Below are 21,226 nucleotides of genomic sequence, written 5' to 3' on the forward strand. Positions count from 1 at the left end.
GTCCCCATCATCCACATCATCCACATCATCCATTTGTCAATGTTGCTCTTTTTATCATTTCTTTCTGTTTGCAGAAGTTGCATATATTTGTTATATTTTTACGATATTGGTCTGAAGGGTATCTATAAGGGGGGCGATGGAGGTTGAGAACTGACTAATTACTATAGATAAAGGAGTTGAGCGATGGAACTAAAACGGGCAGGGGAGATGATGATACCCCTGGATGAATATGTGAGTATTCCTTACTGGTTTACTCTCCGTCAGGCCATGGCGGAGATGGAAAAGGCGGAGGTCGTTAAGGGTGGCCGAAAACACCCCCCACGCTTTATGCTTGTTTTCAATGAGAAATCCGAGCTTCTGGGGACAGTCCGGCGAAGGGATATCCTGCGCGGGCTGGAGCCGGAGTTTCTCACGGGTCTGCTGATAGATGTGCGGAAAAAGCTGTTCGATGTGAAAGTGGATCCGAAGCTATCTAAGATACCCACCGACAAGCTGTGGAAGGGCATTGAGGAACGGGCCGAACGTCCGGTAAGTGATGTGATGCGCCTTGTCAAGACGACGGTGGATTATGAAGACCACATCATAAAGGTTATCTACGAGATGGTGGACAGTAACATCAGTTTGCTGCCCGTCCTTAAGGACAAGGAGGTGGTTGGTGTAGTGCGTACCCTGGAGGTGTTCCACGAAATGGCCAGGCTTTTGGTGAAGTAAGTTCATAAAACTTTGGAGGCTTTTTATCGTAATGTGGACACGGATTTTCCCTTTCCTGAAATGGTTTGAGCGCTATAGCACCCCTGATCTTCGTGCAGATCTAATTTCCGGTCTGACGGTTGCCCTTGTCTTAATCCCTCAATCCATGGCCTATGCCCAATTAGCTGGCCTGCCTGTTTACTATGGCCTTTATGCAGCCTTCCTGCCACCCATGGTCGCCGCCCTGTTTGGTTCAAGCCACCAGCTTGCTACAGGACCGGTTGCCGTGGTTTCCCTGATGACGGCTACCGCCCTGGAGCCGCTGGCAACAGCAGGGGGTGAAGCTTTTATTGCCTACGCTATCTTTCTTGCCCTATTGGTGGGGATCTTTCAATTTGCCCTTGGTGTCCTCAGGCTCGGCCTGGTGGTTAATTTCCTCTCTCACCCCGTGGTAAACGGTTTTACCAATGCCGCAGCCCTTATCATTGCCTCGTCTCAGCTTGCAAAACTGTTCGGGGTTGAGGTGGACAATGCGGAACATCACTACGAAACCGTCCTTAATGCATGCAAAGCTGCCCTGGTTTCGACCCACTGGCCGACCATTGGATTGGCTGTCTTGGCCTTTGCCATTATGGTAGTTCTGAAACGCGTCAATCCGAGGATACCGAATGTACTGGTTGCCGTGGTGGTTACCACCCTGATTTCCTGGGCCGGCGGATTTGAGCATAGCTATAAGGGTGAGTTTGCCCTGATCGCCTCGCCTTACGTAAAGAAGACTATCGAAGAGTACAATGGTATCCTAAATAAAATCGAGGAGGGGAACAGGGCGAGGATACCTCTGAACGATAAGATCGAAGATGCTAAGAATGCAAATGGTTCACACTCAGTTGCCGTCATGGAACTTAAGCACCAGGTGGAGCTATTGAATCTCGAGATCGAGGGATTGAAAGAGAAGTCTCATGTATATCGCAGCAAGATGCGCGCCCTTGAGTTTGCCGCCGTGGAAGAAGGTAAGGGGAAACTGAAATTCTATACGGCGGGGGAATTACCGGCGGACTTAAAGACTGATGGGCGAAGATGGCGGCTTAAGGTGGGAAATCGCCGTCTGCAGGAGAAGGCTATTACTTTTGTCGGCGGTGGTTCTGTGGTGGGTGAAATCCCGAGGGGTCTTCCCGGTTTTACCCTGCCGAAGATCAATTTTACTGTCATGCTCAGTCTTTTTCCCATGGCGGCAATAATTTCCCTTCTCGGTTTTATGGAGGCGATCTCTATTGCCAAGGCCATGGCGGCAAGGACCGGCCAACGTCTGGATCCCAATCAGGAATTGATCGGCCAGGGGTTAGCTAACATTATCGGGTCGCTTGGCCAAAGTTATCCGGTATCCGGTTCTTTCTCCCGATCTGCCGTGAACATCCAGGCGGGTGCTGTGACCGGCATGTCGAGTGTATTTACCAGTGGCGTGGTCGTCATTGCCCTCTTGTTTTTCACACCGCTTTTGTACCACCTGCCCCAATCGGTCCTCGCCGCTATTATTATGATGGCGGTAGTAGGTTTGATAAATGTGCGGGGGTTTATCCATACCTGGCAGGCCCAGAGGTATGACGGTGTTATTGCTGTTATCAGCTTCGTTGGCACTCTGATCTTTGCCCCGCATCTGGACAGGGGGATACTTATCGGCGTTGTACTGTCTATCGGCCTGTATCTGCTCAGAAATATGAGGCCGGACATGGCAATGCTGTCGAAATATACAGACGGTACCTATCGAAATGCCGCCCGTTTCGGTCTCGAACAGTGCAGGCATATCGCCGTAATTCGCTTTAACAGTTCTTTATTTTTTGCTAATGTAAACTACCTCGAGGAAAGGGTGCTGGAAGAGGTAGCCTCTATGCCGGAGTTGAAACATGTTCTCATTATCGGTCACGGCATCAACGAGCTTGACGCCTCCGGGGAGGAGATGCTCTCGTTACTTATAGGTAGACTGCGTGAAGCCGGCTACGATGTTTCCCTTGCCGGCTTGAATGATGCCGTTCTGGATGTGCTGAAGCGTACTCATCTGTATGAAAAGATTGGTGAAGATCACATATCTCATAGTATAGCCATGGCGATTGAGAGCATTCACGAATCGGCACACAGAGATTCACAGGAAAATGAATGTCCCTTGCTTACAGTGTGTTTCAAGGGGCTGCCTGTTTCAAAAAATGTCGTAAGTCATAAGTCATAAGTCGTAAGTCATAAGTCGTAAGTCGTAAGTCATAAGTCATAAGTCGAGGTAAGGGATGAAAGGGGGTTTTTATCAGTTATCTCAAAAAGACATACGACATACGACATACGACATATGACTTAAATAATAACGTCTCGATAAATTTGAAGGAGTAGAGTTATGGCAATGATTACCATTTTTAGCGGGTCTTACTGCAGGGCAGATGAGGTGGCAAAAATGGTAGCCCAGAGGCTGGGCTACGGGTGCATCGGCGAAGAGCTTCTCGAGGAAACAGCAAAGCTTTATAATGTTTCCCAGGAGAGGCTCAAACGTGCCATGTACGGCCCCCCTTCGGTGTTTAGTAAATTTACCCATGAGAAGGTACGGAATGTTGCCTATGTCAAAGCGATCCTTGCCCGGCACGTTAAGGAAAACAACATCGTTTATCATGGGTTTGCCGGCCATCTTTTACCGCGGGATATTACCCATATTTTAAAGGTATGTATTGTGGCCAGTCACGATTATAGGGCTGCCCAAGCTATGGAGAAGGAAGGGGTATCGGAAAAGGAGGCCCAGCGTATCATTAGAAAAGACGACAATGAGTGCCGTGAGTGGACTAAATATCTCTTTGGTCTTGGTCCGTGGGATACGAGTCTTTATGACATTAAGATTCCCATGCATGAAAGCTCTGTGGAAGAGGCCGGGAAAATTATTTGTGACAATGTAACTAAAAAAGCCCTGGAGACGACACCAAAATCTCAGCAGGCGGCGGATGATTTCGTGCTGGCGGCACAGGTCAACGTCGCTCTTGCCGAGGGGGGTCATGAAGTTGAAGTATCCTGTAACAATGGTAATATTACCATCATGATAAATAAATATGTGTTGAGATTGGAGCACCTGGAAAAGGAACTCTGGAGGATCGCCGGTACCGTTGCTGGAGTGAAAAGCGCCCATACCCGTGTGGGGCCTAAATTTGAACCCCCTGCCATCTATCCTCCCAAATTTGACTTTGAGCTGCCTTCAAGAATCCTCCTGGTAGACGATGAGAAAGAGTTTGTCCAGACCTTATCAGAACGATTACAGACGAGGCACATAGAGGCTGCGGTGGCCTATAATGGCGAGGAGGCACTATCGTTCGTGGAGAGTGAGGAACCTGAGGTCATGGTCCTCGATTTGAAGATGCCGGGCATTGATGGTATCGAGGTCCTCCGTCGGGTAAAGAGAGAACATCCCAATGTGGAGGTAATTATCCTGACCGGCCATGGCACGGAAAGGGAGGAGATACTGGCCAGAGAGCTCGGTGCCTTTGCTTATTTGAAAAAACCGGTGGATATTGATGTCCTATCTCAAACGATGAAAGAGGCCTATCGGAAGCTGAACCTGACTAAAAAACATAAAACATAAGTCATAAGACGTACGACGTACGACATACGACATACGACATACGACGTAAGAAGTAAGGGAGAGAAGGGGTTTGAAGTTTCTTCGCAGGATTATCCCTGATTATTGGGCTGATGAGGGTAAATCAGAGGGGGGGAGGTTCCGTTATCGCCGGTTGTGGAAGTATCTGGTTTCTCTTACCGCTTTAGTCTCTTTGGCTCCCCTTGTCATCATGACTGCTGTTAATTACTATCAGTATCAAAAGGTGCTCAGGGTGGAGATGATCCACCCCATCTCCCAGCTTGCCTCCAACACCAAGCGGTCTCTGGAGTCTTTTATTGAAGAGCGCATCTCTGCTCTGAATCTTATTATCCATGATAAGTCATTCGAGGATATTGCCGATCAGAAAAGGTTCATTGCCGTCTTCAGGAACATGAAGAATTCCTTCGGTGGTTTTGTTGACCTCGGTCTTATTGATGCGGAGGGGTATCAGCGTTCCTACGTAGGGCCGTACGAACTTAAGGGAAAGAACTACAAGGATCAGGACTGGTTTCACGAGGTCAGCCTGAGGGGCGTCTATGTGAGTGACGTTTTTATGGGATACCGGAATTTCCCCCATTTTGTAATTGCCGTCAAAAATGAAAGAGCTGGAGGGGACTTCTATGTGCTTCGAGCTACCGTAGATACGGAGACCCCGATTCGAAAGATCATCTCTCCTCTGGATTTAAGGCCTTCAACTGATGTCTTTCTCATCAATCGGAAGGGAATCCTTCAGACCTCTTCCCGATTCTATGGCAGGATTCTGGAGAAAATGAGCCTGGCGGTGCCTCCCTTTTCGTCAAGGACAGAGGTCCTGGAAGAACAGACGAGGGAAGGACAATCGTATATCCTGGGGTATGCCTACATTGAACGGACCCCCTTCATCCTGATGATCGTCGCCCAACCTAAGGCACTCATGGAGAACTGGCTATCCGTGCGTCGTGATCTGGTCTGGTTCTTGATTGGCAGCATTGTTATCATTCTCCTGGTGATTCTCTGGAGTTCAACCTACATGGTAAACCGTGTCCGGGAGGCGGATCTAAAGCGCGCTGCTCTCCTCCATAGTGTGGAATATACAAACAAGATGGCCTCTATCGGCCGCCTGGCCGCAGGGGTGGCCCATGAGATTAACAATCCGCTCGCCATTATCAATGAGAAGGCTGGTCTGGTGAAGGACATTGCCGCACTAACAACAGAAGATTTTCCTCAAAGAGAAAAGATCATAAAACTTATTGAATCCATCCTTGTCAATGTGGAGCGATGCAGCACCATCACCCACCGCCTCCTGGGTTTTGCCAAGCGGATGGATGTGCACCTGGAAACGATTAACCTCGAGCTTCTCATCAAGGAGGTGCTCAGCTTCCTCGAAAAGGAGGCAACCTATCGAGACATCTCGGTGAATTTTCATATACCGGAAAATTTTCCTTCTATTCAGAGTGATCGTGGTCAGCTTCAGCAGGTGTTTTTGAATATTATCAACAATGCCTTTGCTGCGGTGGAAGACAGGGGGAGAATAGACATTTCCATAAGGGAGGATAAGGATACCGTTGCCGTTACCATCAGCGATAACGGTCATGGCATTTCCGAGGAAGACCTTCAGCGTATCTTTGAGCCCTTCTTTACCACCAAGAAAGAGGGGGGAGTTGGATTGGGCCTTTCCATCACTTACGGTATCGTGGAAAAACTCGGAGGCCGCATCAGTGTTGAGAGTAAGGTGGGTCAGGGAACCAGTTTCACCGTTATTTTACCCGCCAAAAGGACCAGGTTTTAGGAGTGAAATATGGCAATTTTACGGGTTTTGCTGATTGACGACGAAGAAGAGTTGGTTTTTACTCTGGCAGAGCGGCTGATACTCCGTGGCATTGAGGTTGAAGGTGTAACCAGTGGAGCTGATGCCATCAAGCGCGTCCAGGAGAAAAAATTTGATGTGGCGGTTCTGGATATGAAAATGCCGGGTATAGGGGGGTTGGAGGTGATGAAAAGGATCAGGAGAGAACGGGAGGGGATAAAGTTTATCCTCATGACCGGTCGGGGATCCCCCGAGGAGGGAGAGGAGGGGATACGAGAGGGAGCCTTTGCCTATCTCGTAAAGCCAATCAACATCGAGGATTTGATGGAGAAAATGATGGAGGCGGTAAGTGTCTGAAGAAAAACTTTTGCGGGAAAAGGGTCTGGCCTTCTTTGGAAGTATTACGGCAAGTTTTTCTCATGAGATAAATAATGTCATGACCATTATCAATGAGCTTGCCGGTCTCATGGACGATCTCCTCCGGGTCGGGCAGCAGGGACATCCGCCGCAACTTGAGAGGCTCAGAGGGATTTCCGAGAGGATCGGCACGCAGGTAAAACGGGGGGAGGAAATGATCAAACGCCTCAACCGTTTTGCCCATACGCTGGATGAAACGGTGAAGACCATTGACCTGAGGGACCTTCTTGAGGATTTAATCGCCCTTTCGGAGCGTCCCCGTACCCTGAGAAGCGCCCGCCTGGAAACCCGATTTCCTGAAGAGACAATTTTATTGGTGAGCAGCCCCTTTCTCCTTCAGCAGGCTATCTTCTCCTGCATAGACCTAATTTTGGCCGCCTCCCCTGATAACCAGCTTCTCAGGTTGATTCTTGAAAAACAGGACGGTGGGGCAAGGATTACTATTGCCGGCGAAGACCCCATTGTCAAGACAGACGACGCTGCCCTGTCTTTCCTCCCGATTTTAATGGAAGAGCTGGGCGGAAAGGTAGAGGTTATCTCCACTGATAACGGCGGGCTTTCCCTGGTACTCTCCCTTCCTTATTCAATAGTCGTAAGTCGTATGTCATAAGTCATAAGTCATAAGTCATAAGTCGTAAGTCGGACGTATGACGTATGACGGAAGAACCCAAAGTAAGGAGGTATTTTTATGCCGGATAAGATTAAACTATTGGTAGTTGATGATGAAAAACAGTTTCTGGAGACCATCTCCAAGCGCCTCAGCATGAGGGATTTCGATGTTACCCCGGTGAGTAGCGGGGAGGAGGCGATCGAGGCCGCGCGGAAACAGGAATTTGAAACTGCCCTTGTTGATCTGAAAATGCCCGGGATGGGGGGTGAGGAGGTTCTGGAGATATTGAAGAGGGAACACAGATTCATGGAAGTGGTTATCCTGACCGGGTATGGGTCAATTGATTCCGCTATCAAGTGCACTAAGGCTGGTGTCTATGGTTATCTGGAGAAACCATGCGAACTCGAAACGTTACTGAGTGTGTTGCGGGAGGCATATCAGAGACGCGTCCAGAACAAACTCAAGTTTAAGGATGAAAAGTTAAAAGAGATTGTCTCTGAGGTAGCGCCCGGCTCACCTCTCGAAATATTGAGGAAACTAAAGGAAATGGATAGAAAACTAAAGTGAAGAAAGGGAGATATGGATTATGGAAGAGAAGCATGTGAGAGATATTATGGTTCCCCTGGAAGAATACGCTGTAGTCTCTCAGGAGGCAACGATCAAGGAAGCATTGAAGGTTATGAAAGAGAGTTCCGAGAGACTCTCACCGGGAAAATACAGGCATCTGGGGATACTGGTTAAGGATGCGGAGGGGAATATCGTGGGAAAACTCACCCAGGCCGATATCTTGAGAGGTCTCGAGCCTGATTACAAGGACATCGGTGGTTCGTATCTCTCCCCCCTGATGCGGGCGAAGATGGCCGATATTATGACCCACATCCCGGATAAAACCTTCCTGGAACGTTGCAAGGCCCAGAAAGACAAAAAAGTGCGGGATTTCATGACCACTGTAGCCCTGTCCGTGGACGTAAACGAAGTCCTGGGCCATGCCCTTCACATCATGCTCATCAGTGAACATATAGGGCTTCTGGTTGTCGGAGAGGGGAAGAAACCGGTGGGGATACTGAGACTGACCGACATCTACCAGCTTGTGAAAGAGGCCATTCTGGAGGAACAATACAAAGAGGAGATTCAAGATGACGTACGAGGATAAAACAGACAAAATCAAGTTCGACTGGAAGAGGATATTTTTTATCTTATTGGGATTGGGACTTTTCTTTTACGTTTATTTCTCCCCCCCCTGGAGTGACGCCATTGACCCCCTGGGCAAGGCGTTCCCTCTGTCGAAGGAGGGGAAGGCATCCATTGCCCTTTTCTTGCTTGCCGGTACCTGGTGGGTCTTTGAGGTAGTGCCCATTGGTTTGACAAGTATAGCTATTGGCGTCTTTCAGGCGCTCTTCGCGATCCGCCCCGCAAAGGACGCCTTCCGGGACTTCATGGATCCGGCGGTGATGTTCATCTTCGGTTCTGTAGTCGTCGGTCTTGCCTTCACAAAGACGGGACTGACGAGACGTCTTGCTTATAAGATGTTAGAAATAGTGGGGGAAAGGACAAGCATGATACTATTAGGGGTATGCCTTATGAGTGCCGGGCTTCCCCTCTTTATGGCCCATACGGCCGCTGCGGCTACTGTATTTCCTATCCTGATGACGATCTATGCTTTGTATGGTGAAGGGGATAGACCGACAAGATTCGGTAAGGCCCTCTTTATCGGTATGGCCTATTCCGCTGGGGCGGGGAGTATTATTACCATGTTAGGTGCAGCGAGAGCGCCTGCGGCAGCGAGTATGTTTAAGGAATTTACCGGCAGGGAGATCGGTTTCTTTGAGCTTACCAAATATATGTTCCCGATAGGGATAGTCATGGTCATTCTAATATGGATTATTTTAATGATCTTCCTGATGCCTGAGAAGAAGACCATTGTCGGTCTTAAGGAACAGGTGAAGAGTCTCTCCTCTGAACTTGGCCCGATGAGGTGGGAGGAGAAGTTTGTCATCCTCTGTGTGATAGGGGTAGTAATCACCCTGTCCCTCCAGTCCTTCGTCCCTGCCTTAAAGCTCCTGGACAGGTCTGCCATCATGCTGGTGTCAACCCTTCTTTTCTTTATATTCGGGGTACTTACGGTTAAGGAACTCGAGGAGATACCCTGGAATATCATTCTGCTGTTCAGCGGCGCCATGAGCATAGGTTTCTGTCTCTGGAAGACAGGGGGAGCGCAGTGGCTGGCCATCAACTGGCTTACCATATTCAAGGAGGCGCACTGGGCGATATTCGTGTTAGGTATTGCCTTTTTTGTGTTGGTCATGACCAATTTCATCATGAATGTAGCGGCAATTGCCATCTCTCTCCCTATCGCCCTGGTAACGGCAGGTTATCTTCATGTTGCGCCGGAGGTGGTGCTCTATGCCTCTCTGGTCACCGCAGGTATGCCGTTCCTGTTATTGATCGGCGCTGCGCCGAATGCCATCGCCTATGCCTCAGGGTAATTTACCGGAGGCGAGTTCTTCAAATACGGCATTATTCCTTCCGTTCTATTGATGATTGTTCTGGCGATAGCGCTGTTTACCATCTGGCCGCTTTTAGGGATGCCGATTTTGAACGGATAATGGTTTGAAGGTAATGAAAATAATTCACCGTGTCTTTTTTCTCCTCTTATTACTTCTTTTAATTCCTCCGCAGGCATTTTCTTCCGCCGGGGGAAAGACCCTGGTCTTTGGGGGAGGTAAGGGTTTTGCCCCATACGAGTACCTGGACCCTTCCGGTGGGCCGAAGGGGTTTGATGTGGAATTGGTGCGGGCGATGGCCAGGATCAAGGGGTGGGATATTGAGATAAGGCTGATGGATTGGCCGCTCGCGATAAATGCCCTCCGTAAAGGGGAGGTTGATGCCCTGCTGGGGATGCTCTACAGCGAGGAACGGGACAGGGAATTCGATTTTTCTGATCCCCATTCCACGCTGGAGTTATCCCTCTTCACCCGTAGAGATGCCCTTCCCCTCTTTACACTGGATGATCTTGAAGGCAAGAAGATCGCCGTATATGATAGGGGTATGCCCCTCGAAATCCTCAGGGACAGGAAAGACATCAAGCCGATAGTCATGAAGGATATGAAAGGTGTCTTCTCCGCCCTTACCAGGGGGGAGGTAGATGCAGCCCTCTGTCCCAAGTTAATGGGTCTGTACTGGATGCGAGAAGCGGGGATATCCGGTTTAAAATCCCAGGATACCCAGATCTTCCTGCGCCAGTCCTGCTTCGCGGTGCGGGAGGGGGATACAGCGCTCCTCGCGGAGATCAACGACGCCCTGGAGAGAATGAAAAGATCGGGCGAGTACTATCGGCTGGGCAATCTCCTCTTCGAGGGTATCGGAAGAGAGGCCAGACTTGACCTGTTTTATCTTTTGGCTCCCCTTCCCCTGATCGTCCTCGCCCTTTTTATTGCCATCAGTATTTTTAAGGGACGAAGGAGTATCCAGCTCAAGTTGACGCTCTCTTTCCTCTCTATCAGCATTGTCCCCCTCTTGGGAATTGGGGCGCTTACATACTTTAACGAACGGGACATCATCAAAGACAAGGTAGCCAGCCATCTTAAATCCATTGTGGAACTACAGGCCGCCCTCGTGAGCCAGTGGCTGGACCAGGTGATCTCTGATTGCCGGTTTCTTGCCAAGGATCAGATCCTGATCGAATCCATTTTGTCTCATTTTTCAAATATTCATCATGCCAACCCGGGAGTGGGAACTGTTCATATACGCCGTTATCTCGAAGGTCTTGTCGGGGGCTGGGGATATGGAGAGGCCCTTGTGATCAGTCCGGCAGGCAGGGTGCTCTTCTCGACCTGTCCGCTGTACGAGGGATTGGATATGGCGGCAAACCCGCACTTCAGAGGGGCGATGTCCCTGCCGCCAGGAGAGGTCTATATCAAGGACATCTACTATTCGGAGCGCACAAAGACCCTGAGTATGGCCTTTTCTACCAGGATACAGGTCGCCAACGATAAATTTCCGCAGGACCGAACAATTGGTGCGCTTGTTCTCAGGGTTTGCGTGGGCAGGACGTTATACCCGTTGCTCCGCAACTGGCAGGGGATGGGAAACTCAGGGGAGACTATGCTGGTGCGAAGGGACGGGGAGAGGCTCATTTTTTTGAACAACACGAGGAATTTCCCGGATACCGCCTTAAAGCTCGCCATTCCCGTCCAACCGGCTACAGGACAGGCAGGGATCGCCCTGAAGGCCATCGGGGGTCAGAGGGGTATTGCAGAATCGGTGGACTATCGGGGAATCTCCGTACTGGCTGCCTATTCCCCTGTTTTTAGGACACATTGGGGATTGATCACCAAACAGGACAGTCGCGAGGCCATCTCTGAGATCAATCTTCTGGTGCAGAGAAACTATTTTATCTTGATGGCCTTTTTACTGATCGTCTCCGTCTTTGCCTTTCTGATCTCCCGTTCCATTACCAGGCCGATAAGGATCCTCGACGGGATGACCCGCAGGGTAACGGAGGGAGTCCTTGATGTGGACCCCCAGGTGAAGCAGACAGATGAAATTGGACGCCTTGTGGAATCCTTTAAGGTGATGACCCGTTCCCTGAGGGAGCGGTTCACCCGGTCCGAAAAACTCTCTGCCTTGGGAAAACTTTCGTCGGGTATAGCCCACGAGATCCGCACCCCGCTTACCTCGATAAGGGTTACCATCCAGTCTCTGGAGAAACAACTGGAGCTTAATGAGGATCAAAAGGAAGATTTTACCCTGGTAAAGAGGGAGATTGATCGTATCAGCGAAAATGTCACCAGGTTTCTTGATTTTGCCAGGCCGGCCACGCCGACCTTCAAGTCCTTTGATCTTAATAGTTTGTTAAGGGAAACCTTAAATCTCCTCCAGCCCGAGATAAAGGTTAAGAGAGCCGATGTTCAGTTTGCCCCGGATGATGAAATGCCGGAGATAGAGGGAGATGAAAAACTCCTACGGCAGGTTTTTTTGAACATCATCCTCAATGCGCTGGAAGCTATACCCGAAGGGGGGACGGTTGCCATTTTCATCAGGAGGTTTGAGAAGGTCGGTGAGGAATCAGGGGGAGAGAAAAAAATTTCTTTGCCGGGGACAGGGCATGACTTCGTTGAGGTCTCGATCGCGGACAATGGTGGGGGAATTCTGCCTCAGGACCAGTCTTACATCTTTGATCCTTTCTTTACCACCAAGGAGTCAGGTACAGGTCTCGGGCTATCCATAGCATTTTCCATCGTGGAAGGACATCATGGCTGGATCGAGGTAGAGAGCCGGCCAGATACTGGCACTACCTTTAAGGTGATCATTCCCATTCGCCAGGAGAACATGGAATGAAGAAGATCTTGATAGTGGAGGATGATACTGTCCTTGCCAGATCCTTGAAGAAGGCTCTTTCCCGATCAGGGTATGATGTACAGACCTGCGAGAGGGGTCGGGAGGCCATAGAGAGGATTGAAAAAAACAATGTAAAGCTGGTTCTCCTCGATAACAGACTGCCGGATACCACAGGGCTGGAAATTCTGAGGCAGATCAGAGAGGGTCAGAGCAAGTTTCCCGTAATTATGATGACCGCTTTTGGCACAGAGGAAACTGCCATCCAGGCGATGAAATGCGGGGCTTACGATTACATTGTCAAGCCTTTTGACATAGATGAACTCGAAAGGATCATCGCCAAGGGGATAGAGGATAGCCGTCTTATGGACGAGATAGCGTTTTATCCCTTTGTCGGGGATATTGACCTGAGTGCCGGGAGGATCATCGGAAACAGCAAAAAGATGCAGGATGTCTACAAGCTGATCGGTCAGGTGACAGAGGCCGATATTACCGTTCTTATCAGGGGGGAATCGGGCACGGGGAAGGAACTGGTAGCTCGGGCAATTTATCACCACAGTCGCAGGAAGGATAAGCCATTTCTTGCCGTCAACTGCGCGGCGATTCCGGAGACACTTCTGGAGAGTGAGCTCTTTGGATATGAAAAGGGCGCATTTACCGGGGCGATGAAGAGGAGGATAGGTAAATTCGAACAATGTCACCAGGGTACGATCTTTCTCGATGAGATCGGAGACATGTCCTTAGCCACCCAGGCCAAGGTCCTCCGTGTCCTGCAGGATGGAGAGTTTGAGCGGATAGGAGGGGAAGAGAAAATCAAGGTAGATGTGAGGGTCATCACGGCGACCAACAAACCCCTCGATGAATATATCAGGCAGGGCCTCTTCCGTGATGATCTTTACTATCGCCTTGAGGCTGTTACTATTACTATTCCCCCTCTGCGGGAAAGGCCCGAGGATATCCGTGAACTTGCAGGGTATTTCTTCCAGCATTTCAGAAAAAATATGAAGAGTCATGTGAAGATGATGAGCCCCGCAGTGATAAAAAAACTTCAGGAATATCACTGGCCGGGAAACGTGAGGGAGCTTATCAATACGATCATGAGGGCCCTTGTCCTCGCCACAGGCGATGTGCTTACCGTTGATCATCTGCTTCTGGGCGGAGGTAATGAGGGGACACCGCCGACAGGAGTTGGGTGGGAAAGGTCTCTCGCAGAGGGGATATCCGGGGCTATTAAGGGAGCCCTTCTCTCCTCAGAGCGAAACCTCTATGCCCGGGTAATAAACGAGGCGGAGAAGATACTCATCGGCAGCCTTATGAAAGAAATGAATGGAAACCAGGTTCGGGTGGCCGGAGTTTTAGGCATCAGCCGAAACACACTGCGTCAAAAGATAAAACAGTTTGCCATTTAGACTGCTCAAAATGTTGCCATCTCTGTTCATCTTTTGCGCACCATGAGCTATCAGCCATCAGCTTCGAGCGGTTAGGATTTTTCACCGCAAAGGCGCAAAGGTCGCAGAGAAAAAATATCATTTCTTTTCTGCTGAGAGGGCAGAAAAGAAATAATCTCAGCCGTGAGGCTTGAGTTTGTTGTTTTCCGTCCCTCTCAACGGAAAACAACAAAAAAATTAATCTCTGCGTTTTTGCGGTGAACTATTCCCCCGCAACCATTCCCCACTCCCTTCGGTACATTAATTGCATTCAATCCCCATGCGGATTTATACCCTAATTTCAGGAGAGTGTGGAATTGGAACGGTTTACGAGGGATGTCCCGGTAATTCTGATTGCCGATGATGATCCTGTGATTCTTCATACCTTGAGCAAGTTTTTTTCCAAGGAAGGTTACCGGATCATCCTGGCCCATAATGGTCAGGAGGCCCTCTACGTTCTGAAAGAAAAGGAACCGGATCTCCTCATCCTTGATGTTAGGATGCCGTTGAAATCGGGGGTTGAGGTGATTAAGGAGATGGCCGGTGGGGGTATGATGATTCCCGTGATAGTCATGACGGCCTATTCAAATGCCTTTACCCTCTCAGATGCGGAGGTCTGGGGAGTAAGGGGATACTTTCAAAAACCTTTTGATGTGGAGGAAATGAACATACTGGTGAGAAAGATCCTTTTTTCACCGAACGGCAAAAATGGTAGTGGTTCATGAAGAGAGAGAAGACGGAAAATGCCCATTACTACCGATTATTGACCAGAAACCTGATTTTAACAGTCATCCTTGTTTCCTTAGCCCCTCTGCTCCTGGTCAGCGGAACGATACTCTATCATTTTCAGGTATCATACCGTGAAAAGGCGATTGCCCACCTGGAGGAGGTGGTAGAGAAACACAGGCAGAATATTGACAGCTTTTTAAACGGAAAACTGGCCGATATCAGGGTCATGGGAAGCTCTTATACCTTTGAGCAATTGAGCAATGAGTCCTTTCTGCAGGAGAGGTTGTCCATACGGCAGAGGGAATATGGCGGCGTGTTTGTGGATCTGGGTCTGGTGGATGACCGGGGGGTTCAGATCGCCTATGCGGGAACATTTAAGTTGGGGAGAGCCGTATATTCAGAGGCCGACTGGTTTAAAAAGGCCATGAAGAGCCGGTATTTTATCAGCGACGTCTTTTTAGGTCTCCGTGGTCTGCCCCATTTCATCGTTGCCACCAGACAGGAATGGCAGTCAAGGGAGTGGATCTTAAGGGCCACCATTGATTTTGTTACCTTTAATTCTCTGGTCGAAAACATACAGATAGGTGAAACGGGTCTGGCCTTTATTTTGAATAGGAAGGGCGAATTTCAAACAAAACCTCGAGCAGATGCAACCTTAAACAGGGATCTCTATCGGGACTTTCTGACAGAGAAGATAGACAGGGTAAAGGTTGTTGAGAAGGCCGATAGTTCGGGCAGAGAATTCATCTATGTTCTGGCCCCCCTTAAAAAGGGGGACTGGATACTGGTCTATCAGCAGGATGCACGGGACGCCTTTTCAGTCGTGTATGGGACACGAAGGCTGGCGATAACTATCCTTTTGTTGGGAGGTATCGGCATCGTTATCATGGCCTTTGTGTTGTCGAATAGGGTGGTCAATCGCGTTGCCCGGGCCGACCGTGAGAAGGAAATGATGAGCGAGCAGGTCATTGAAGCCGGTAAGTTGGCCTCCTTAGGTGAACTTGCCGCCGGCATAGCCCATGAAATCAATAACCCGGTAGCCATCATGGTTGAGGAAGCAGGATGGATGGAGGATTTGTTAGGAGAAGGAGAATTACAGAAAAGTGAAAACCTCGATGAATTTGAACGTTCCTTGAAACAGATAAGGACTCAGGGGATACGCTGCAAGGGGATCACCCATAAACTGTTGAGTTTCGCCAGAAGGACGGATGCCGAGGTCCATGACGTGCAGTTAAACGACTTGATTACAGAAGTCGTGGGACTTTCTGAACAGAGGGCGAAATACAGCAATGTGAAGATCCAGACCCGTTTGGCAGGCGATTTGCCGACCGTAACTGTTTCCCCGTCGGAAATGCAGCAGGTCTTTCTTAATCTGATCAATAATTCCCTCGACGCCATGGATAAGGAAGGGGGGAGAATTGATATCACGAGCAGAGTTGACGGCAATTATCTCGTCGTTGATGTGGCTGATACGGGTCATGGTATCCCCAAATCCTACCTTCCCAGGATATTTGACCCCTTTTTTACCACAAAGCCGGTAGGGAAGGGAACCGGCTTGGGACTATCTATAGTTTACGGCATTATCGAGAAAATGGGAGGGGAGATAAGTGTGAACAGCGCCGTGGGTGTGGGCGCCACTTTTCATATCCGTATCCCCCTTCCTCAAACATAAGTCATAAGTCATAAGTCGTAAGTCATAAGTCATAAGTCATAAGTCATAAGTCATAAGTCAAAAGACATATGACATATGACATATGACATACGACTGATGTTTTCCGGGGTAAGGCAAATGACTCAAGAGGGGGAAAAACAGACCGAGCGCATAAAACTTCTCCTTGTGGATGATGAGGAGGGGTATGTGAATGTCCTTGCGAGAAGAATGGCGAAAAGAAACTTTGAGGTAACGCCAGCTCTAAGTGGAACGGAGGCGATAGAGGCTCTCCGCAGGCAGGATTTCGATGTAGCTGTTCTGGATCTGAAGATGGAGGACATGGATGGTATCGAGGTTTTAAAGATATTTAAAAAGATGTGTCCCTCTATGGTGGTGATCATGCTTACAGGCCACGGTTCCGAGCAAGCCGCCAGGGATGGCCTGTCTCTGGGGGCATTTGCCTATCTCACCAAACCCTGCGATCTCGATGATCTTGTCAATAAGATCAGGCATGCCTGTAGAAGAGAAGGAGGTGGGTGAGGTGGATGAATTCAGCGTCCTTCTGGTAGACGACGAGAGAGAATTTTTAGAGACATTGATCAAAAGGCTGCAAAAGCGAAAGTTAAAGGTAAGAGGGGTTACCAGCGGTGAAGAGGCCCTTAAGATCCTGAAAGAGATGTCGCCGGACGTGGTGGTCCTGGATGTAAGGATGGAGGGTATGGACGGCATACAGACCTTGCGGGAAATCAAAAAGGCGAGCCCTCTCGTGGAGGTGATTATGCTTACAGGACATGCCAATCTGGAAGTCGCCGTGGAGGGGATGGAATTAGGGGCCTTTGATTATCTGATGAAACCGATGGATATTGACGAGTTATTGTATAAACTTGAGGATGCCTATAAGAGAAAAACGATCCAGGAACAGAAGATAAAACACCTGGAAGAGGGCAGGGAATTGGAAGGGGTTTAATGATGAAAAGACGCATGTATGCAAACCTCCAGAGGAGGATCATCTTCATTACCCTGCTGGTTTCTTTCATACCCCTCATCTCTCTCGGTGTGACGATCTATTACCAATTTGCCCAGATGTACAGGGATAAGATTGAAGAACAGATTAAATACCGTGCCAGGGCCCAGAGTAACGCCATAGAGCTTTTTTTAAAGGAACGCACCGCCATTCTTCTGGCCATGGCCGACACGCATACTTTTGATTATTTAGTAGATGAGGGCAACTTAGAGAGGGTCTTTCAGATAATGAATCATCGAGCCGGCGGTTTCATTGATCTTGGCTTGATTGACAGCAGCGGCCGGCATGTCGCCTATGTAGGCCCTTACAACCTTCTTGGTCGGGACTATTCTTCGCAACCATGGTTCGATGAGGTTGAAAGTAAAGGCCTTTACATCAGTGACGTCTTTATGGGTTACAGGAGGATACCTCATTTTATCATCGCTGTTCAACGCCAGGAAAACAACAGGCGCTGGATACTGAGAGCAACAATAGACTCTGATGTTTTTGAGGGTCTCATCCGGGCGGCGCAGGTGGGAAAAACAGGAGATGCTTTTATCATCAACAAAGGCGGCTTCTATCAAACGCACCTGCGTTTTGATGGTGAAATTCTCTCTAAATCAAACCTGGATCCCACGGTCTTTGGAGAGGGGACGACGGTCCTGGAAAAGGTGAACAGAGAGGGGAAAAAGGAACTCTATGCAGGAAGCTGGTTGAAAAAACATAGCTGGCTTTTAGTGATCAGCCAGGATGTGTCGGAAGAGATGACGAGACTGTTTAAAACGAAAAGGATAGAGATTGTTATCATTGTCTCTGGTTGTTTGCTGATCATTCTGACGACTATCTTTACCACCCATCTGATTGTCAGGCGTTTAGGAATGGCCGATCGGAAGATGAATGAACTGAATGTACAACTCGTCCATGCCGACAAACTGGCTGCCCTCGGTAAGATGGCGGCCGGTGTTGCCCATGAGATCAACAATCCCCTCGCCGTGATTGCCGAAAAAACCGGCTGGATGGAGGATCTCCTGATAGAGGAGGAGTTTCAGAAGAGTCGGCACCTTGAGGAGTATAGAAAATCACTCAGGAAGATAGAGGAACACGTGGAGAGGGCAAGAAAGGTAACCCATGGGATGCTTGGATTTGCCCGGAGGATGGAGCCTCACCTGGAGGATGTGGACATAAACGAGGTCTTGCATGAGACGATAACTTTTCTGGAGAGTTATGCCCGGCTAAACAACATTACCATAGAAAGAGACTTAAAGCCTGATCTGCCCATCATCGCCAGTGACCACGCCCAGCTCCAGCAGGTGTTCTTGAACCTGATAACCAATGCCATTGATGCGATAGGTAAGGATGGATTGGTTTACATAAGCAGCCAGAGGATCAATTCCGAGATAGCCGTCAGCGTAAAAGACAATGGCCCCGGTATTCCCAGAGAATATCAGGCAAGGGCCTTTGAACCTTTTTTCACTACCAAAGAGAGAGGAAAAGGGACGGGGCTTGGTTTGTCGGTCAGTTATAATATTGTCCAGAATATGGGAGGGACTATCACCCTCGAGAGCGAGGAAGGGAAAGGGACAACATTCACCGTGGGGTTACCCGTTGTTGTCCCGGAAAAGAAGTAGGGGCACGTTGCAACGTGCCCCTACCATGGTAAAGATAAAATGTAACGCAACCTTCAGGTTGTGTGAATTGCGTAAATAAGGAGGTTACGATGGACACCTTCCGGGTTTTGGTCGTAGATGATGAGGCAGATTTTTTAGAAACTATCGTCAATCGTTTGCAGAAAAGGAAAGTTGAGGCAACAGGCGTTCCCAGCGGGGAGGCTGCCCTGGAGCTGATGAAGGGAAGGCTCTTCGATGTTGTTCTGCTGGACATCAAGATGCCGGGCGGTATGGATGGCATCGAGGTCTTAAGAGAAATCAAGAAGATGCAGCCTTTGACCGAGGTGATTCTCCTTACCGGACATGCCTCGGTGGAAACGAGTATCGAGGGGTTGAAGTTAGGCGCCTTTGATTACCTGATAAAACCGGTAAAATTTGATGAACTCCTGGAGAAACTGGCCGCCGCTTTTGAAAAGAAGAATGCCCAGGAACAGAAAATTCGCAGCGCAAAGATACAGGAGTTGATCCGCTTTCCCGGTCGCATATTTGATCAGGAGAGGGAGGAAAAGGAGTAATTCTCCCTCCGCAAAAAAATTGATAATTCGACAGGAGGTTAGTGTATGTACGTGAAACCCGGATACGCTGGTGAAAAACCTTTAACCTGGAAGGGTGTCCCTGCTTTTAAGCCCATACTGCTTATTGCTGCGGTGGTGCTTTTTGCCATTGCTGTCATCCTTCCACCCCCCCAGGGCCTGCTCGACCTGGTTACTAAGACCGATCCCCCGGGATATAAGCTCGATCGGGGGGTGACTACCATTGTGGAAACGGTGAATAAAAAACTCCGGCCCGAGGCCTTCAAGCGGTATCAGGCCGCCAAAGAGGGGAAGCCGGTCAAAGAGGGGCATACGAAAGACGCAGAAGAGGCTCACCAGAAGGTAAAACCTCTATTAACACCGGAGCAGGTGGCCCGGACGGCCAAGATCATGGTGTTATTGCTCTTCCTGGCTGCCTTCCTGTGGGGGACCGAGACAATCCCCTTAGGGGCCACCGACGTTGTGGTAGCCGTTGTTTTGTATATCTTCGCCATACTTCCCATTGATGAAATTGCCGGGGCGTTTATGCAGGATGCTGTGTTTTTCATCTTCGGTATCCTCGCCGTGGCCGTTGGTGTGGGAAAGACTGGCCTCGACAAACGGATCGGCCTTATCCTCCTTTCTCGTATCAAAAGCGCCAAGGCCTTTGCCTTCATTTTCTATCCCTCCATTGCCATAGCGGCAAGTTTTCTCTCCGAGCATGCCCTGGTGGCCCTCCTTGTTCCCGTCCTCATGGGGATATATAAGGTCACCTGCCGGATGCACGGTGTGGAAAAGGACCGAGCCCTGGCCCTCTTTCTCGTTCTGGGCATGTGTTTTGCTGCCAACCATGGAGGGCCTGGCTCTCCCGCTGCCGGGGGCCGCAATGCCATCATGGTAGGTTACCTCATGGCTCAGGGTACTCCCATAACCTTTATGGAATGGATGAAATACGGGATGCCCTTTGTTCCGGTCATGGCCGCCTGCATTGGACTGTATATGTATCTTCTCCTTAAGCCAAAATTCAAGGTAAAGGATGTGAATCCCTCCGTAGTGGTCAAGGCCGAGGTGGCCAGGATGGGAAAGTTAAGGGGAAGAGAGGCGATCATGGCCGTAATCCTGGTCTGTCTGGTGGCAGCGTGGATTATCCTGGGCGAGCACTCCGGGCTGGGGGGGCCGACCCTCTATGCGGTGATGGCGATGTTCCTTAGCCGGATCATCACCTGGGAGGATGTGCAGGGTGGTGTCGCCTTTGACGTGGTGGGGCTCTATGCGGCCGCCTGTGCCATGGGTGTTGGTCTTAAATTTACCGGTGGGGCGCTCTGGATGGCCCAGAGCTTTGTCGGCGCTCTACCGGATTTCCTTACTAAAGGGGACAACCTCGCCGTGGGGGTGAGCCTCCTCGCAGGGACGATAACCAACTTTATGAGCGATGGCGCCACCGTGGCCGCTCTCGGACCGATCGTACTTCCCATGGCCACCCTGGCCGATGTCCATGCTTGGAAGGTGGGGTTGGCCTGCGCCTTTTCTTCCTCTTTCGCCAATGCCCTCGTGGTAGGTACACCCAACAACGCCATTGCCTTTGCCATGTGCAAGGATCCGGAAACTGGCGAGCGACTGATGGAGGTCACAGATTTTATTAAATATGGGGTAGGGGTTACGATCATGGCCCAGGTGGTGCTCTGGTTCTGGGGTATCTTTGGTTACTGGCAATTCATCTCCTGGCCGTCTTTCTAAGAGGGGACTCTCTGTTGTGTTTGGGTAAAGGATGGGCG

General features: G+C 49.6%; 18 protein-coding genes. All 18 read left to right on the forward strand.

Annotated elements, in window-relative coordinates; translation table 11 throughout:
* Positions 1-183 precede the first annotated feature (183 nt).
* On the forward strand, positions 184-711 hold the full coding sequence (locus QMD03_00835; GenBank protein MDI6775782.1) for a CBS domain-containing protein: 528 nt from the start codon (positions 184-186) through the stop codon (positions 709-711).
* 31 nt (positions 712-742) lie between these two features.
* A complete protein-coding gene (locus QMD03_00840) occupies positions 743-2,911 on the forward strand; it encodes a SulP family inorganic anion transporter (protein MDI6775783.1) in 2,169 nt (722 codons plus the stop codon).
* A gap of 159 nt (positions 2,912-3,070) precedes the next feature.
* The gene (locus QMD03_00845) at positions 3,071-4,294 is read left to right on the forward strand and encodes a cytidylate kinase family protein (protein MDI6775784.1); all 1,224 of its coding nucleotides are present in this window, start codon (positions 3,071-3,073) and stop codon (positions 4,292-4,294) included.
* Between the two features lie 70 nt (positions 4,295-4,364).
* Positions 4,365-6,080 carry a sensor histidine kinase gene (locus tag QMD03_00850; protein MDI6775785.1) on the forward strand — a complete coding sequence of 572 codons (1,716 nt, stop codon included), beginning with the start codon at positions 4,365-4,367 and terminating at the stop codon, positions 6,078-6,080.
* A gap of 9 nt (positions 6,081-6,089) precedes the next feature.
* On the forward strand, positions 6,090-6,455 hold the full coding sequence (locus QMD03_00855) for a response regulator (GenBank protein ID MDI6775786.1): 366 nt from the start codon (positions 6,090-6,092) through the stop codon (positions 6,453-6,455).
* The gene (locus QMD03_00860; GenBank protein MDI6775787.1) at positions 6,448-7,125 is read left to right on the forward strand and encodes a hypothetical protein; all 678 of its coding nucleotides are present in this window, start codon (positions 6,448-6,450) and stop codon (positions 7,123-7,125) included. Before QMD03_00855 ends, QMD03_00860 begins: the two co-directional genes overlap by 8 nt.
* A gap of 78 nt (positions 7,126-7,203) precedes the next feature.
* Positions 7,204-7,692, forward strand: a complete 489-nt coding sequence (locus QMD03_00865) for a response regulator (GenBank protein ID MDI6775788.1) — start codon at positions 7,204-7,206, stop codon at positions 7,690-7,692.
* Between the two features lie 19 nt (positions 7,693-7,711).
* Positions 7,712-8,278, forward strand: a complete 567-nt coding sequence (locus QMD03_00870; GenBank protein ID MDI6775789.1) for a CBS domain-containing protein — start codon at positions 7,712-7,714, stop codon at positions 8,276-8,278.
* Complete coding sequence (locus QMD03_00875) at positions 8,262-9,611, forward strand: SLC13 family permease (protein MDI6775790.1); 1,350 nt, start codon at positions 8,262-8,264, stop codon at positions 9,609-9,611. Before QMD03_00870 ends, QMD03_00875 begins: the two co-directional genes overlap by 17 nt.
* Positions 9,612-9,744: 133 nt before the next feature.
* A complete protein-coding gene (locus QMD03_00880; GenBank protein ID MDI6775791.1) occupies positions 9,745-12,465 on the forward strand; it encodes a transporter substrate-binding domain-containing protein in 2,721 nt (906 codons plus the stop codon).
* The gene (locus tag QMD03_00885) at positions 12,462-13,871 is read left to right on the forward strand and encodes a sigma-54 dependent transcriptional regulator (protein ID MDI6775792.1); all 1,410 of its coding nucleotides are present in this window, start codon (positions 12,462-12,464) and stop codon (positions 13,869-13,871) included. Before QMD03_00880 ends, QMD03_00885 begins: the two co-directional genes overlap by 4 nt.
* A gap of 335 nt (positions 13,872-14,206) precedes the next feature.
* Positions 14,207-14,614 carry a response regulator gene (locus QMD03_00890; protein ID MDI6775793.1) on the forward strand — a complete coding sequence of 136 codons (408 nt, stop codon included), beginning with the start codon at positions 14,207-14,209 and terminating at the stop codon, positions 14,612-14,614.
* Positions 14,611-16,290 carry an ATP-binding protein gene (locus QMD03_00895; GenBank protein MDI6775794.1) on the forward strand — a complete coding sequence of 560 codons (1,680 nt, stop codon included), beginning with the start codon at positions 14,611-14,613 and terminating at the stop codon, positions 16,288-16,290. Before QMD03_00890 ends, QMD03_00895 begins: the two co-directional genes overlap by 4 nt.
* 117 nt (positions 16,291-16,407) lie before the next feature.
* Positions 16,408-16,809, forward strand: coding sequence for a response regulator (locus QMD03_00900; GenBank protein ID MDI6775795.1), 402 nt, complete (start codon positions 16,408-16,410; stop codon positions 16,807-16,809).
* A complete protein-coding gene (locus QMD03_00905) occupies positions 16,781-17,236 on the forward strand; it encodes a response regulator (GenBank protein ID MDI6775796.1) in 456 nt (151 codons plus the stop codon). Before QMD03_00900 ends, QMD03_00905 begins: the two co-directional genes overlap by 29 nt.
* On the forward strand, positions 17,236-18,900 hold the full coding sequence (locus QMD03_00910) for an ATP-binding protein (protein ID MDI6775797.1): 1,665 nt from the start codon (positions 17,236-17,238) through the stop codon (positions 18,898-18,900). The genes QMD03_00905 and QMD03_00910 overlap by 1 nt, the downstream gene beginning before the upstream one ends.
* An 89-nt stretch (positions 18,901-18,989) precedes the next feature.
* On the forward strand, positions 18,990-19,454 hold the full coding sequence (locus tag QMD03_00915; GenBank protein ID MDI6775798.1) for a response regulator: 465 nt from the start codon (positions 18,990-18,992) through the stop codon (positions 19,452-19,454).
* Between the two features lie 45 nt (positions 19,455-19,499).
* Complete coding sequence (locus QMD03_00920) at positions 19,500-21,188, forward strand: SLC13 family permease (protein MDI6775799.1); 1,689 nt, start codon at positions 19,500-19,502, stop codon at positions 21,186-21,188.
* The last annotated feature ends 38 nt before the right edge of the window (positions 21,189-21,226 follow it).

It is taken from the genome of Syntrophales bacterium, assembly GCA_030018935.1.
Classification (GTDB): domain Bacteria; phylum Desulfobacterota; class Syntrophia; order Syntrophales; family CG2-30-49-12; genus CG2-30-49-12.

Bases quoted from the DNA above. Each gene is read 5' to 3' on its own strand.
- QMD03_00835 (MDI6775782.1), top strand. From the start codon at position 184: ATGGAACTAAAACGGGCAGGGGAGATGATGATACCCCTGGATGAATAT.
- QMD03_00915 (MDI6775798.1), top strand. From the start codon at position 18,990: ATGGACACCTTCCGGGTTTTGGTCGTAGATGATGAGGCAGATTTTTTA.
- QMD03_00895 (MDI6775794.1), top strand. From the start codon at position 14,611: ATGAAGAGAGAGAAGACGGAAAATGCCCATTACTACCGATTATTGACC.
- QMD03_00905 (MDI6775796.1), top strand. From the start codon at position 16,781: ATGCCTGTAGAAGAGAAGGAGGTGGGTGAGGTGGATGAATTCAGCGTC.
- QMD03_00870 (MDI6775789.1), top strand. From the start codon at position 7,712: ATGGAAGAGAAGCATGTGAGAGATATTATGGTTCCCCTGGAAGAATAC.
- QMD03_00910 (MDI6775797.1), top strand. From the start codon at position 17,236: ATGATGAAAAGACGCATGTATGCAAACCTCCAGAGGAGGATCATCTTC.
- QMD03_00920 (MDI6775799.1), top strand. From the start codon at position 19,500: ATGTACGTGAAACCCGGATACGCTGGTGAAAAACCTTTAACCTGGAAG.
- QMD03_00845 (MDI6775784.1), top strand. From the start codon at position 3,071: ATGGCAATGATTACCATTTTTAGCGGGTCTTACTGCAGGGCAGATGAG.
- QMD03_00880 (MDI6775791.1), top strand. From the start codon at position 9,745: ATGAAAATAATTCACCGTGTCTTTTTTCTCCTCTTATTACTTCTTTTA.
- QMD03_00900 (MDI6775795.1), top strand. From the start codon at position 16,408: ATGACTCAAGAGGGGGAAAAACAGACCGAGCGCATAAAACTTCTCCTT.
- QMD03_00840 (MDI6775783.1), top strand. From the start codon at position 743: ATGTGGACACGGATTTTCCCTTTCCTGAAATGGTTTGAGCGCTATAGC.
- QMD03_00865 (MDI6775788.1), top strand. From the start codon at position 7,204: ATGCCGGATAAGATTAAACTATTGGTAGTTGATGATGAAAAACAGTTT.
- QMD03_00855 (MDI6775786.1), top strand. From the start codon at position 6,090: ATGGCAATTTTACGGGTTTTGCTGATTGACGACGAAGAAGAGTTGGTT.
- QMD03_00885 (MDI6775792.1), top strand. From the start codon at position 12,462: ATGAAGAAGATCTTGATAGTGGAGGATGATACTGTCCTTGCCAGATCC.
- QMD03_00875 (MDI6775790.1), top strand. From the start codon at position 8,262: ATGACGTACGAGGATAAAACAGACAAAATCAAGTTCGACTGGAAGAGG.